Raw genomic sequence first — 13,193 nt, forward strand, 5'->3', positions numbered from 1 at the left:
ATGCCGGCGACGAAGGCGGCCGTGCCGGCGTCGAGCCCGACCGACTGGAGCGCCGCCACGTGCTCGTCGGTCGTCAGGCGGGTGTACTCGACCGGACGGTCGACGACCTCCGAGGCGGCCGCCGCGAGCTCGGCGTAGCTCCACGCCGCGTCGCCGCCGAACTCGTAGACCTGGCCGAGGTGGCCATCTTCGAGCAGCACGGCCGCGTCGCCGGCGGCGAAGTCGGCACGGGTGGCGCTGGCCACGCGGCCGTCGGCCACGGATGCCGCGATCGTGCCGGTCGAGGCCGCGCGCGCGACATCCGCCGCGTAGTTCTCGGTGTACCAGTTGTGGCGCACGATCACGGCGGGAACACCCGATGCGGCGATCGCCTCCTCGGTGGCCTTGTGGTCGGCGCCGAGGGCGTAGTCGGCGGTGGCCGCCTGGGGTGCGCTCGTGTAGACGAGCTTCGCGACGCCTGCGGCCTTCGCCGCGTCGATCACGTTGCGGTGGCCTGCGAGGCGCGAGCCCGGCTCCGAGCCCGAGATGAGCAGCACGGTGTCGACGCCGTCGAGGGCGGCCGCGATGGTGTCGGGACGGGCGTAGTCGAGCTCGACGGTGCGGATGCCGCGTGCCGCGACGTCCGCGAGCTTCGAGGTGTCGCGCGCGCTCGCGACGATGTCGTCGGGCTGGGCGCCGCGCTCGAGCAATGCGTCGACGACGAGGCGGCCGAGCTGGCCCGAGGCTGCGGTGACGAGGATGGTCATGATGGTCCTTCCGATTGCGTACATCGAGGGCCAACCGGATGCCGCTCGCCAACCTTCCCAAGATTGGGTACCCACTTTCAAGTAAGGTACCTACATGGTGGTAAGTCTTGCGCAGATCCGTGAAGCGTCCGGCGAAGTGTTCACCGAGGGATGCCCTACGCGCGTCGTGCTCGATCACATCATGAGCAAGTGGGGCGTGCTCGTGCTGCTCGCGCTCACCGACGGCACGCACCGCTGGGGAGAGCTGCGCCGCGAGGTCGAGGGCATCAGCGAGAAGATGCTCGCGTCGACGCTACGCACGCTCGAGGCCGACGGGCTCGTCGAACGCCGCTCCTACCCCGAGGTGCCCCCGCGCGTCGAGTACTCGCTCACCGACCTGGGGCGCGACCTGATGGACCGAATGCTGCCCCTCGTCGAGTGGGTCGCGGCGAACGCGGGTCGGGTCATCCCGGTCGGATAGCCTGTGCGCGTCCTACATCGCATCGAGAGGCCCCGATGACCAGCCAGCCCACGCCTGCCCAAACCACCCGTGCCCAGCCGGCCCATGTCCAGCCGAATCCCTACGCGGCCGTGTCGCCCGCCGGATGGCACGTCGAGCCGGGCTCGAATCGCTATCGCTGGTGGGACGGGTCGAGCTGGGGTGTCTACCACGACCAGATGCCGGCCGGGTATGTCGGGCCGGTCGCCCGAGTGGCCGTCGTTCCGTCGTCGGCGACGAACGGCTTCGCCGTGGCCGCGCTCGTGCTCGGCATCTGGGGCTTCCTCGTCACGTGGATCCCGTTCCTCATCGGCCTGGTGCTCGGCGGCCTGCCCGATCTCCTCGCGGTCGTCTTCGGCATCATGGGCATCGTGCGCGCGAGTGCCTCCGGTGGCCGTGGCTTCGTCACGGCCCTGATCGGCCTCATCCTCGGCGGGCTCGCGTTCCTCTCGCTGTTCGTGGGCGCGGGCACGCTCTGGTAGTCCGCCCCGCGCAGCCTTCCCTGCCCGATCGGGCACACTGCACGCTCGCAGAGCGTGGCCGCGGTTAACCTCGCACTGAGGAGGACGGGCGGGCCAGCCGTCGGCGACCCGTCCGCGAGAGGATGCGGCATCGCAAGGTCGGCGACGACGAGGCCGACGAGACCGGCCGGCGCATCGGGAACGGCCGACCGGCTTCCGCCGTCGTGCCCGCGGTCGGCGTCGCCACTGATCGCGAGGCGGCGCCGCTCACCCTCGCCGGCGTGCAGCGCGTCGCCGGAAATCGCGCGGCAGCGGAGCTCGTGGCATCCGATGGGGTGTCGGCCCGCGCGGCCGGCGGCATCGTGCGCCTGCAGCGTCAGCCGGTCGATGCCGGCGTCGACGCGGATGCCCCGACCGATGCGCAGCCGCAGACACCGGGTCAGCAACCGGCCCAGACGCCCACCCAGGCTCCGGCGCAGCAGCCGACTCAAACGCCAGCCCAGGCGCCGGGGCAGCAGCCCACGCAGGGCGTGCCGCAGCAGGGAGCGGCGCAGCCGACGACCGCCGCGCCGCGCGACGTCGACACGACCGACGTGCCCTATCCGCCCGCCCGCCCGAGCATCCAGGTCGCGCGCGGCACACCCGTCGTCGTGGCCGGGGCCGCGCCGCCGGCCGCCGAGACCGCGCCCGTGCACGGCATCGACACCACGATCGAGTTCTGGGGCGTCGCCGGGGTCGCCGCCTACGTGGACCAGCTCGTCGACGGATGGCGCACGCGCCGCGCCGCGCAGGGGCAGACCGTCGACGTCGCCGCGACGCGAGCGTCGTTCGTGACCGACTTCGACGAGACGATGCAGGGCTGGTACCAGCGCAGCAGCTTCAGCACGCCCTTCGCGGGCCTCGACGCCGCAGTCCTTCGCCAGCTCAATGGGAGACGCACACGGCTCGCGCAGGCCGTCGCGAACCGGCGCGTCGTCGAGAACGGCCGTCGACGCGCGCTCACGCCCGATGAGCGCAGCGCGCAGCTCGAGGCCGAGCTCGTCGTCGAACGGCAGCTCCTCGTCGACAAGATCGTGTCGCACCTCACCGAAGGAGCCTGGGGCTGGATGCTCGAGCGGCGCGAGCACCTCGACTTCACCACGGTCACCCAGCGCGGTGTGCGCGAACTGCGGAACTTCGCGCCCGGCGCCCTCCCGAACGTCGACGCCGTCGCCCTCGTGCGTGGTCGACTCGCCGCGCGCAACCGCGCGCTCACCGACCCCGAACGGGCTCGGGCCATCTCCCAAGCCGAATCCGCACTCCGGCGTCGCACCCGCGACCCGAAGGCGACGCTGGATTCCGCCGCAGAGGAGGCCGCGATCGTCGCCGCCGAGACCCGCAAGTTCGGCGGGCAGCAGCAGGTCGACGCCGCCGTGCGGGAGGCGGCGATCGACATCGAGGAACGCGGCTGGGAGAACGTGCACGAGCTCGACGCGAACGGCCGGCCCGCGTGGGGCTCGGTGTGGGGACGCAACAGCATCGGGGTCATGACCACGACGGCCATCTTCGTGCTGTGGCTCATCGACACGTACGGCGCCGGGTTCACGGCCGACAACTACGGCGGTCACGGCGGCGGCGGCTTCGCAGGGCGCGGGCGCTCGCTCGATCTCACGATCCCGCAGCGCCGCGCCGACGGCTTCTTCGACGCAGCCCAAGCGATCCAGTTCGCGCTGGCGATCGACAGGGCGGCCTCAGCGATCGGCGTCGAGTGGCGTGTGATCTACGACGACTTCTCGGTCGCCCGCGCGGTGAACGAGCGGCTCGGCCAGCGCCGCATCATCGAGGTCGCCAACACGAGCCGCGGTCGCACCGGCGACATCACGAACATCAACTGGCACGGGCCGCTGGTGAACCACTTCCACCTCGACCTCGCGTTCTGAGCACCTCGCGGCGTCAGCCGCCGTTCGCCCTCTGGTCGACCGCGCGCCGCAGGCGGTCGACGTCGAGTTCGAGCAGCTCGAACGTCTCGCGCAGTCGCCCGGCGGCATCCGGATGCTCCTCCTCGAGGCATTCGGCCAGCAGCAGCCCGTCTTTGCTCACCTCCGTCAGCGAGGCCATGAGCGAGAGGACGGCGGATGCCGGCAGCGTCATCGTCCCTCCGGACTCCGAGGCATCCGTCACCTCACCGACCTCCACGGCGTAGAGCAGCGCACTGCCGAGCGCGGCGCGCTCGCGCGCGCACCGACCCGTGGCGGCATCCCTGTCGTCGCCGAACACCTCCGTCGGTACCCCGGCGCTCTCGAGGTAGGTGTCGACCTCGCCGTCGGATGCCACGATGCGCATGATCTCGGGCGAGTCAGCCGTCGTGATCGCGATCGTCGCTTCGAGCCCGGTTGATTCGTCACTCATCTCGATCGTCCCCTTCGGCCACCCGCTCCACCAGACGTCGGGAATCTACTCCGGGTGGCTCGGCGCGGCAACGGCCGGGGGTCGCACCGGCGATGCTTTCCGGTCGGAAACCTCCGGCACTTCGGCACTCCGGCACTTCGGCACCGACCTCTTCGAGAGAACGCATTCGTGGACTTCGAGCGATCGCGGCATCCGCTCGGCTCTGGTAGTCAGGTGCATATGGCCGCACCGCACGTCGCCCTGCTGCGTGGCATCAACGTCGGCGGGCGGAATCCGATTCGCATGCCCGAGCTCGTCGAGTGCTTCAGCGACGGCGGCTTCCGGGACGTCGTCACCTACCTGCAGAGCGGCAATGTGCTGTTCCGGCCCGGCGGCAGGGGTCGCCGCGGCGGCCAGAAGCTCGAAGCCGACGTCGAGGCGATGCTCGAGGAACGGTTCGGGATGCCGCTGCTCGTCGTGATCCGGTCGCGTGACGAGCTCGCCAAGACGATCGAGGCCGCCCCCACCGATCACGGGTCCCCGAAGCTGCGCAGCGACGTCTTCTTCCTCAAGCACCCGCTCACCGCCGAAGCGGCGCTCGCCGAGATGCCCGAACTGCGGGCGGGGGTCGACTCGGTGAATGCCGGGCCGGGCGCGATCTACTTCTCGCGTGTGGCGGCGAAGGCGACCAAGACCCGCATCCAGAAGTTCATGGCGATGCCGGTCTTCCAGCAGGTGACCGTGCGCACGTGGGGCACCTGCACCAAGCTGCTCGAGAAACTCGACGAGATGGAGGCTGGAGACTGACTATTCGCCCGGCACCTCCGTCGTATCCTCCTCGAAGCAGGGCGTCGGCGACCAGTAGTACCCGCTGAGAATCGGGCACGCGTAATCGTAGAGGTGCGGATCCTCCTCCCAAGGGCCGAGCGGCGTGAAGGGCAACAAGCTGTCGCCCAAGTCGATGTTGAATGTCGGCGGCGCGGAGGATCCGCCGTTCCCGACCTCACCGTCGCTGCTCCCGTCATTCTGGCCTGAGGCGAGGATCGACGCCTGCTCAGCCAGACGCGCGTCCTCGGCCGCCTGCCACGCGATCGCCGAGCTCACCACCGCGTCGCGAAGGCGCCGCAACTCATGCACCCGGGGGAAGTACCAGGCGCCGACTTCGTCGCCCTCGAGGTCCCGTTCCAATTCATCGACGGATGCCGCGAGGGCGGCGAGCGACTCCGCAGAGGCCTTGCCCGTGGCATCCGTCGCCGCAGCACGAGCCGCCTGGAGGGCCGCCTTCGCCGCGCTCGTGTCGACCGTGACCCGTGCACCGGTCGGATCGAACTGGGCCGCGCCGAGGCCGACGTGGCCGGCCACGAGCTGCACCGCCGCAGCGCGTGCCTCGGCCTCCACCTGCGTCTCGTGCTCGGCGTGCGACGACGTCACGCCGATCGTGCCGACGGTCGCGCACAGCAGGGTGACGATGAGCACGGCGAAGGTCGCGATCGGGCGGCCGGAGAACCCGAGCGACCTGGAGCGGGTGGGCGACGCGTCGGGCATGGTACCTCCGGCTCAGCGGGCAGCAACATCGGGTGGCGCGTGCCGAGCCTATGGGCGCGAGGTTCACGCGGATGTCGCGCGCGCGTCGTCTCTCAGACGTTCTCGCCGTGAGGCTCGCTCAGGTCACCACGTGCCGCCCACGGGGTGCCGCTCGTCGGTGAATGCGGCTCCGAGCGGGGCGGTCGGGTCGGGGTCGGGCGGCACCACGCCGTCGCGCTCGACCGAGACCGCGCGAGCGTCGTCGAGCGGGTGGTACCCGATCGCGTGGCCGGCCTCGAGCGAGAACCAGGCCGGCGCGTTCGCCGACACGCCCCACACGAGATGGTGGGAGCCGTCGTCGAGGGCGACGCTCGCCTCGACGAGTCGGGCCATGTCGTCGGGTGAGAGCCATTGTGCGATCGCGCGGCCGTCGCCCGGTTCCTCGAGGAAGGTGCAGATCCGTGCGCTGACGACCGACATGCCGAACCGGTCGGCGTAGAGGCTGCCGAGTGCCTCCATGGCCGCCTTGGTGACGCCGTAGTAGGTGTCGGGGCGGGGCAGCGGCGGCGTGGTCGAGGCGGCGGCGCCGACCGGCTGGAACCCCACCGCGTGGATCGAGCTCGCGAGCAGCACCCGCCTGACTCCGGCCCGCCGTGCTGCCTCGAGCACCGTGTGGGTGCCGTCGATGTTGACCCGCAGCAGGTCCGCCCATGGGCGTTCCGAGGACAGCCCCGCGAGATGCACCAGCGCGGATGCCCCGTGCATGACCCGCTCCATCCCTTCGGCATCCTCGATCGACACGTCATGCCAGGAGACATCTCCGGGCTCGACGTCGAGTTCGAGGTCTGCCCGGCTCGTGTCGACCAGCCGCAGCGCACGGCCCCGTCGACGGAGCCGGGGAACGAGGGCGCGCCCGATCCGGCCCGCAGCACCCGTGATGACGACGGTCTGCTCGATTGACAACACCCGGTCCTTTCCCTACTGTTGTGAATCCATTCACAACAGCGTACTCCCGGTCGATCCCGCCGCTGGACGCTGTGAGCATAGACCTCTGCGGGGTGGGCCGCGCGCCGCCGATCCGCCCCGCAGAGCCATCCGGAACAGGTCGATGAGTCGTATCCGCACGGTCGAAGTGGTGCCCATGGCGTTTCCCGACCCGCCGCTGCTCAACAGTTGGGGAGTGCACGAGCCCCTCGCGCTCCGCACGCTGGTGATCCTGACGCTCGACGACGGCACGGTGGGCTTCGGCGAGACGAGTGGCGAAGAGCCGCTCGTCGGGCGGCTCCTGGCCGCAGCGCCGCGGCTCGTCGGCCTACGGGTCGAGGAGCCGCGCGCCCTCGAGGACGCGGTGATGGCCATGCTCGACGCCGACGTCAGTGCTGTCGAACGTCGCAAGACCTTCGCGCCCTTCGAGGTGGCGGCGCTCGACGCGCTCGGCAAGCTCGAGGGCGTGCCCGTCAGCGAACTGCTCGGGGGCCGGGTGCGCGACGCCATCGACTTCGCGGGCTACCTCTTCTTCAAGTGGGCGAGCCATCCCGGAGCCGCTCCCGACGACTGGGGTGCGGCACACGAGTCCGAAGGTCTCGTGGCCCTCGCGGGGCGCCTCATCGACGACTACGGATTCCGCTCGCTGAAGCTCAAGGCGGGCGTGCTGGCCCCCGAGCGCGAGATCGCGGCGATGCGGGCGCTCGCCGCTGCCTACCCCGAGGTGCCTCTGCGCATCGACCCAAACGGAGCTTGGCGCGTCGACACCGCGATCGAGGTCGCGCACCGGCTCGAGGGCGTCGCCGAGTACCTCGAGGACCCGACGCTCGGCCTCGACGGCATGGCCGCCGTACGGGCGTCGACGACGCTGCCACTCGCGACGAACATGGTCGTGGTCTCTCCCGAGACGCTCGAGCCGGCCGTCGAGGCCGGCGCCGTCGACATCGTGCTCGCCGACCATCACTACTGGGGCGGCCTCGCTGCAACCCGAGAGCTGGGGCGCGCCTGCGCGACGTACGGCCTCGGGCTCTCGATGCACTCGAACTCGCACCTCGGCGTCTCGCTCGCCGCGATGGTGCACGCCGCGGCCGCCACACCCGAGCTCGATCATGCCTGCGACACCCACTACCCGTGGAATGCGGCATCCGACATCGTCGTGCCTGGGGCGATCTCGTTCCGCGAGGGCGCGGTGCGCGTGCCCGACGGCCCGGGCCTCGGGGTCGACGTGCGGCGCGACGTCGTCGACCGGCTGCACCGCGCCTACCTGGAGTCGGGGCGGACGGTGCGCGACGACACGGCCTACGCCCGCACGGTGGACCCCACCTACGACCCCACCCTGCCGAGGTTCTGATGGAGGCCACCTTCCGACTCTTCCCGTGGGACGTCGAGGGAGATCCGGATGCGGCGGTGCGGCTGCGCGCCGAGGGCGTCGCCCGGGTCGCCCTCGCCGCGACCTACCATGGCGCGCGCACCATCACGCCGCGGCATCCGCTGCATCGCATCGTCGACCTCCCCGGCTCGGCGAGCTATCTCGGAGAACCCGCACCGCTGCCGCCCGGCGGGTTCTCGTTCGAGGGCGCACGTGACGGGCTCGAGCGAGTCGGCATGCGCGTCGACACCTGGGCGGTGATCGGGCACGTCGACGGCGCCGCACCCGGGGTTCCGCGAGTCGAGAACGCCTTCGGTGACCGGATGCCGCATGCCCCGTGCCTCTCGCAGGCCACCACCCGGGCGTTCTTCCGCGAGCTGGTGGGGTCGGCGGCTCGGGCGAGTGCCGGAGCTGCCCTGCACCTCGAGGCGGTCGGCTGGCAGGGGCTCGCGCACGGGTCCCTGCACGACAAGCTGCACGGGGCCGACCTCGGCGAGGCGGCCGCGGAACTGTTGGCGATGTGCGTCTGCGAGGCCTGCGCGCGTGCGGTCGGGCTCGACGCCGCGGTGCTCGCCGAGTCTCTGCGTGCGRCCATCGACCAGACGACCGACGGCCGGACGGCCGATGGCCGCGATCCGGTGCAGCGAGCGGATGCCGCAAGCGACGAGCCGCTCGCGGTATTGCGTCGGCACCGGGCCGCCGTCGCGGCCGAGACCGCGACCGAACTCGTGGCTCTCGCCCGCGACTCGGGTGCCCGTGAGGTGAGCCTCGGTGCCGCGGACGCCGTCGGGGTGAGCGTTCCGATCGAACGCCTGGTGGACTGCTGGGGTGACGTCGACCGCGGCGTCGACGCGCTCGGGCGGAAGGCCGGCGGTACAGGAGCGACCGCGTACGTCGACATCCTCTCGGGGGATCCCGACGGTTTCGCCGCGCACTGGCAGCGGCTCGTCGCCTCGGGTGCTCATCGCCTGCACGTGTACCACGCGGGCCTCGCATCGATGCGGCGGCTGGGCRCCGCCGTCGCGGCCGCCGGGAGCCTCCGATGAGCACGTCGCGCTCGCGCCGCGAGCGTGTGATCGCCGTGCTGCGGGCACCGAGCGCCCGGCGATTYGTTGAGGTGGCATCGGTGCTCGCCGACTCCGGGCTCTCGCGGCTGGAGTTCACGCTGACGAGCGACGGGGCGCTCGCCGCCCTCACGGCGGCCAAGCGAGCGCTGCCGCACCTGGCGGTCGGGTGCGGCACGGCGCGCACCCCGGCGGACGTGCGCCGCGCCACGGATGCCGGCGCCGACTTCGTCGTGAGCCAGTACCACGATCCGGCGCTCGTCGAGGCGGCTCGTTCCACCGGGATCGAGTACATCCCCGGTGCGCTGACCCCGGGGGAGATCGCACGGGCCGCCCTCGACGCCGACCTCGTGAAGGTCTCGCCGATCGGCCCGGTCGGTGGTGTGGCCTACCTGCGTGAGCTCGTCGGTCCGCTGCCCGACATCCCGCTCTTCCCGACCGGTGGCGTGCGTCCCGACGAGCTCGGCGCGTATTTCGAGGCGGGCGCGGCCTACGTCGGCGTGAGTGCGCTGCTCCTGGAGGACGCGCTCGTCGGCGGCGACCTGCGAGCGCTCGAGGCGCGCACCCGCGCGGCACTCGCACCCCTCGCCGCCCTCGATCAGACTGATCGGGCCGTCTCGACCCCGAAAGGACACGCATGACCGTCACGTTCATCGGACTCGGCATCATGGGGGCGCCCATGGCGCGCAACCTGCTTGCCGCCGGCCACGACGTCATCGGCATCAACCGCTCGCACGGCCCGGTGGCGCACTTCCTCGCCGCAGGCGGCCGCACCGCCGAGCTCGCGGACGCCGTCGCGGCATCCGAGGTCGTCATGCTCATGCTGCCCGACTCGCCCGACGTCGAACGGGTCGTGCTCGGCGACGACGCCCGAGCCGACGGCGCCCGCGGCGGTGTGCTTGCGGCCGCGCGCCCGGGCACCCGCATCGTCGACCTGAGCACGATCGCCCCGGCGGCGTCACGGCGACTCGCCGGCGTGTGCGCCGCACGCGGCATCCGGTATCTCGACGCCCCTGTGAGCGGTGGCGAGCAGGGAGCGATCGAGGGCAGCCTCTCGGTCATGGTGGGCGGCGCCGCCGACGACCTGGCCACCGTTCGACCGCTGCTCGAGGCCATCGGATCGACGATCGTGCACGTCGGCGACGCCGGGGCGGGCCAGACGGTGAAGGCGGCCAACCAGCTCATCGTGGCCGGCACGATCCAGCTCGTCGCAGAGGCGCTCGTCTTCCTCGAGGAGCACGGCGCCGACGTCGAGGCGGCGGTGAGCGTACTCGCCGGTGGCCTCGCAGGGAACCGGATCCTCGACCGCAAGTCCGCGGGCATGATCGAGCGCCGGTTCGAACCGGGATTCCGCATCGAACTGCACCGGAAGGACCTCGGCATCTACCTCGCCGCGGCGCGCGATGCCGGTGTGGTGTCGCCGGCGGGTGCCGTGGTGGGTCAGCTGCTCGAGTCGGCGGTCGCCAACGGCGACGGCGCCCTCGACCACACGGCACTGCTGCGGGGGGTCGAGCGCATGAACGGTCGCGAGGTCAGGCCCGTGGCGTAGGTAGCGACGTGGCGCGCACGACGATCTCGGGGGCGAACCGGCCCTCGAGGTTCGCCTCGGTCTCGAGACCGAGCAGGAGGCGCACGGCTGCAGCGCCGAGGGCGGCGGACGGGTGCCGGATCGTCGTGAGCGGCACGATGGCGAAGTCGGCGAACTCGATGTCGTCGTAGCCGACGAGTGAGAGCTCGTCGGGGATCGTGATGCCGGCCCCGATGAGTCCGTGCAGCAGGCCCAGCGCGAGCAGGTCGTTGCCGGCGAAGATGCCGTCGGGACGGTCGCCGGGCGCGCGTTCGCCGAGGGTCACGGCCACCTCCTCGCCGATGCGTGCGTTCTGCGCCGGCGTGCGGATGACCTCGAGGGAAGCGCCCGCGGCGCCGGCGGCATTCGAGGCGTCGGGCGCGCCCCTGCCGGCTTCCCGAAGCGCCCGCCGTGCGCCCGCCAGGCGGGCGTCGACATGCGGGTGCGGGCCACCGATGAACAGGAGTCGCCTGCGGYCCTGCTCGAGCAGGTGCCGCATCGCGAGGTATCCGCCCTGCTCGTTGTCGCCCGAGATCGCGGGGAAGTCGTGCGGTCCCTCGGCGAGGCCGACGAGCACGAACGGGGTGCCCTGGTCCCGCAGCGCGAGGAGCTCGGCGGGCACGCCGCCGACGGGTGCCGCGATGATGCCACTCACCTGCTGCGACTCGAAGAAGTTCACGTAGTCGCGTTCGCGTTGCGGGTCGTCGTCGCTGTTGACGACGATGATGAAGCGCCCGTTGGCGGATGCCTCGCGCTCGGCGCCTGCCGCGACCTCGGCGTAGACCGGGTTGGCGGTGTTCGAGATGAGCAGCCCGAAGGCCAGGCTGTGGCCCATCCGCAGGCGGCGGGCGGCGTCGTTGCCGACGTAGCCGAGCTCGTCGGCGGCCGCGAGCACCCGCTTGCGCAGCGGCTCCGAGACGCGCGACGGCTGCGTGAACGTGTACGACGCGGTCGCCCGCGACACGCCGGCGTGGTCGGCGACGTCCTTGATCGTCGCTGGCGCTGTGCGTTTCACGCTCGGCATCTCGCTCCCTTGCAGCTGCTTGTCGTGCCCGTGGGCCGTACGCTAGCGTAGCGGAAATCGTGAATCGATTCACGATCTGAAGGGATGGCTGTGCCGATCAATCCGACGTTCTCGACGCTCTGGGCTGTCAACGGGCCGCTCGACCTCGACGAGCTGCGCGTGCAACTCGACGCCTTCGTCGTGGCCGGACTGGACGGCGTCGTGTTCCACCCGCGGTTCTACCCCGACGAGCCGCGGTACCTCGCCGACGAGTACCTCGCGATCGTCTCGGCGCTCATCGTCGAGGCGAGCGATCGAGGACTCGCGTTCTGGATCTACGACGAGAACGGCTGGCCGAGCGGCACGGTGGGCGGCCGCATGCTCGAACGCCATCCCGAGCTGCGCCAGCGCTGGGTCGAGCTGCAGCGCGACACCGGGCAACCCGCCCTGGCGCGCTTCGATCGGGACGGTGCGCGGTGGGCGATCGTCGAGCGGGTCGGCGCAGGGGTCGACTACCTGGCCCCCGCGCTCGCCGAGCGCTTCATCGAGCTCTGCTACGCGCGCTACGCCGAGGGGCTCGCACCCGAGGCCTTCGCTCGCGTCGCCGGCTTCTTCTCCGACGAGCCCGAGTTCGGCCTCGGGCATGCGCACCACGAGCTCTCGCCGCACGGCGCGATCCCTTGGACGCCCGACCTGCCGGAGCGGTTCGCCGAGCGCCATGGCGACGACCTGCTCGAGCTGCTCCCCGCCGTGTTCCTCACCGAGGAGCGATCGGCGGTGGCGCGCGAGCGGTTCTGGGAGCTCGCCGCCGACCTCTTCGCCGAGCGGTACCTCACGACACTCGATCGCTGGTGCCGCGACCGCGGGCTCCGGTTCACCGCGCACATGAAGGGCGAGGAGCATCCGCTGTTCCAGCTGCCGACCGTCGGCTCACTCGGCCCGGTCGCGCGCGCAGTCGGCCTGCCGGGCATCGACGCCCTGGGTCGGCATCCGCTGAACGATTTCTACCCACGGCAGGTGTCGTCGGCCGCCCGGCAGTTCGGCGACGGCCGCACGATGGCCGAGGCCTTCGGCGGCGCGGGGTGGGGTGCGTCGCCCGCCGACCTCGAACGGTACCTGCGCTGGCTCGGTGGGCACGGGGTGACCGACTTCGTGCTGCACCTCAGCCAGTACCGGCTCGACTCCGCGGCCATCGAGGACTGGCCGCCATCGCATCCTCGTCACGTGAGCTGGTCGGCCGCCTACGCCGACGTGCTCGGCGCCGTGCGGCAGGGGATCGAGGTCGACCCGCGCCCGCCCGCCGACGTCCTGGTGGTGGTGCCGCAGCGAGCGCTCGCCCGGGTGTTCGAGCCGTGGGAGTTCGTCGCGACGAACGTGCACGATGCCCACGACTTCCCGGCGACGCCGGCCGGCGCGATCAACGCCGACTTCCTGCGCCTCGTCGAGCGGCTGCGAGCGGGCGAGGTCGCCTACGAGTTCGCCGACGAGCGCACGCTCGAGCGTGACGGGGCGGTGGTCGACGGATGCCTCGTGCTCGGCCGCTCCCGCTACGCCCGCGTCATCGTGCCGCCCGCGGCCGCACTCGACCCCGGGCTGAGGGCGGCGCTCGAGCCGCTGCACGATGATGGGC

General features: G+C 71.8%; 14 protein-coding genes. 9 read left to right on the top strand and 5 right to left on the bottom strand.

Going from position 1 to position 13,193, the window contains the following annotated elements:
- A partial coding sequence (locus tag AC1DY2_RS06525) for an NAD(P)H-binding protein (protein WP_476761680.1) occupies positions 1-746 on the bottom strand: 746 nt, incomplete at its 3' end.
- Between the two features lie 94 nt (positions 747-840).
- On the opposite strand from AC1DY2_RS06525, the gene AC1DY2_RS06530 reads away from it, so the two are divergent.
- The 3 genes from AC1DY2_RS06530 (at position 841) to AC1DY2_RS06540 (ending at position 3,604) form a co-directional block, all read left to right on the top strand.
- Positions 841-1,206, top strand: coding sequence for a winged helix-turn-helix transcriptional regulator (locus AC1DY2_RS06530; RefSeq protein WP_476761681.1), 366 nt, complete (start codon positions 841-843; stop codon positions 1,204-1,206).
- Between the two features lie 35 nt (positions 1,207-1,241).
- On the top strand, positions 1,242-1,706 hold the full coding sequence (locus tag AC1DY2_RS06535) for a DUF4190 domain-containing protein (protein WP_476761682.1): 465 nt from the start codon (positions 1,242-1,244) through the stop codon (positions 1,704-1,706).
- A 122-nt stretch (positions 1,707-1,828) separates the two neighbouring features.
- A complete protein-coding gene (locus AC1DY2_RS06540) occupies positions 1,829-3,604 on the top strand; it encodes a hypothetical protein (RefSeq protein ID WP_476761683.1) in 1,776 nt (591 codons plus the stop codon).
- Between the two features lie 13 nt (positions 3,605-3,617).
- Here the strand turns inward: AC1DY2_RS06540 and AC1DY2_RS06545 are convergent, their stop codons facing one another.
- Positions 3,618-4,073 (bottom strand): hypothetical protein, encoded by a 456-nt coding sequence (locus AC1DY2_RS06545; protein WP_476761684.1) that lies wholly within the window; start codon positions 4,071-4,073, stop codon positions 3,618-3,620.
- A gap of 219 nt (positions 4,074-4,292) precedes the next feature.
- On the opposite strand from AC1DY2_RS06545, the gene AC1DY2_RS06550 reads away from it, so the two are divergent.
- Entirely contained in the window at positions 4,293-4,859 is a 567-nt protein-coding gene (locus tag AC1DY2_RS06550; RefSeq protein WP_476761685.1) for a DUF1697 domain-containing protein, read from the top strand.
- Here AC1DY2_RS06550 and AC1DY2_RS06555 read toward each other — a convergent pair whose 3' ends face one another.
- Entirely contained in the window at positions 4,860-5,597 is a 738-nt protein-coding gene (locus AC1DY2_RS06555) for a hypothetical protein (RefSeq protein ID WP_476761686.1), read from the bottom strand. It lies immediately after the preceding gene.
- Positions 5,598-5,720: 123 nt separating this feature from the next.
- A complete protein-coding gene (locus tag AC1DY2_RS06560) occupies positions 5,721-6,539 on the bottom strand; it encodes an NAD-dependent epimerase/dehydratase family protein (protein WP_476761687.1) in 819 nt (272 codons plus the stop codon).
- Between the two features lie 145 nt (positions 6,540-6,684).
- Between AC1DY2_RS06560 and AC1DY2_RS06565 the strand changes: the two genes are divergently transcribed.
- The 4 genes from AC1DY2_RS06565 to AC1DY2_RS06580 are packed head-to-tail and all read left to right on the top strand — an operon-like array spanning position 6,685 to position 10,542.
- Positions 6,685-7,911 carry an enolase C-terminal domain-like protein gene (locus tag AC1DY2_RS06565; RefSeq protein WP_476761688.1) on the top strand — a complete coding sequence of 409 codons (1,227 nt, stop codon included), beginning with the start codon at positions 6,685-6,687 and terminating at the stop codon, positions 7,909-7,911.
- Positions 7,911-8,975 (top strand): hypothetical protein, encoded by a 1,065-nt coding sequence (locus AC1DY2_RS06570; RefSeq protein WP_476761689.1) that lies wholly within the window; start codon positions 7,911-7,913, stop codon positions 8,973-8,975. The genes AC1DY2_RS06565 and AC1DY2_RS06570 overlap by 1 nt, the downstream gene beginning before the upstream one ends.
- Positions 8,972-9,634 (top strand): bifunctional 4-hydroxy-2-oxoglutarate aldolase/2-dehydro-3-deoxy-phosphogluconate aldolase, encoded by a 663-nt coding sequence (locus AC1DY2_RS06575; RefSeq protein WP_476761690.1) that lies wholly within the window; start codon positions 8,972-8,974, stop codon positions 9,632-9,634. The genes AC1DY2_RS06570 and AC1DY2_RS06575 overlap by 4 nt, the downstream gene beginning before the upstream one ends.
- The gene (locus tag AC1DY2_RS06580; RefSeq protein ID WP_476761691.1) at positions 9,631-10,542 is read left to right on the top strand and encodes an NAD(P)-dependent oxidoreductase; all 912 of its coding nucleotides are present in this window, start codon (positions 9,631-9,633) and stop codon (positions 10,540-10,542) included. Before AC1DY2_RS06575 ends, AC1DY2_RS06580 begins: the two co-directional genes overlap by 4 nt.
- Here the strand turns inward: AC1DY2_RS06580 and AC1DY2_RS06585 are convergent.
- Complete coding sequence (locus AC1DY2_RS06585) at positions 10,526-11,575, bottom strand: LacI family DNA-binding transcriptional regulator (RefSeq protein ID WP_476761692.1); 1,050 nt, start codon at positions 11,573-11,575, stop codon at positions 10,526-10,528. The two genes, AC1DY2_RS06580 and AC1DY2_RS06585, sit on opposite strands and share 17 nt — an antisense overlap.
- A gap of 93 nt (positions 11,576-11,668) precedes the next feature.
- Between AC1DY2_RS06585 and AC1DY2_RS06590 the strand changes: the two genes are divergently transcribed.
- Positions 11,669-13,193: hypothetical protein (locus tag AC1DY2_RS06590; RefSeq protein WP_476761693.1), on the top strand; the 1,525-nt coding region annotated here is incomplete at its 3' end.

It is taken from the genome of Agromyces sp. P1_H4 (genome assembly GCF_056405255.1).

Coding starts and splice junctions, on each gene's coding strand:
- AC1DY2_RS06535 (WP_476761682.1), top strand. CDS start 1,242: ATGACCAGCCAGCCCACGCCTGCCCAAACCACCCGTGCCCAGCCGGCC.
- AC1DY2_RS06555 (WP_476761686.1), bottom strand. CDS start 5,597: ATGCCCGACGCGTCGCCCACCCGCTCCAGGTCGCTCGGGTTCTCCGGC.
- AC1DY2_RS06530 (WP_476761681.1), top strand. CDS start 841: ATGGTGGTAAGTCTTGCGCAGATCCGTGAAGCGTCCGGCGAAGTGTTC.
- AC1DY2_RS06580 (WP_476761691.1), top strand. CDS start 9,631: ATGACCGTCACGTTCATCGGACTCGGCATCATGGGGGCGCCCATGGCG.
- AC1DY2_RS06565 (WP_476761688.1), top strand. CDS start 6,685: ATGAGTCGTATCCGCACGGTCGAAGTGGTGCCCATGGCGTTTCCCGAC.
- AC1DY2_RS06540 (WP_476761683.1), top strand. CDS start 1,829: ATGCGGCATCGCAAGGTCGGCGACGACGAGGCCGACGAGACCGGCCGG.
- AC1DY2_RS06550 (WP_476761685.1), top strand. CDS start 4,293: ATGGCCGCACCGCACGTCGCCCTGCTGCGTGGCATCAACGTCGGCGGG.
- AC1DY2_RS06545 (WP_476761684.1), bottom strand. CDS start 4,073: ATGAGTGACGAATCAACCGGGCTCGAAGCGACGATCGCGATCACGACG.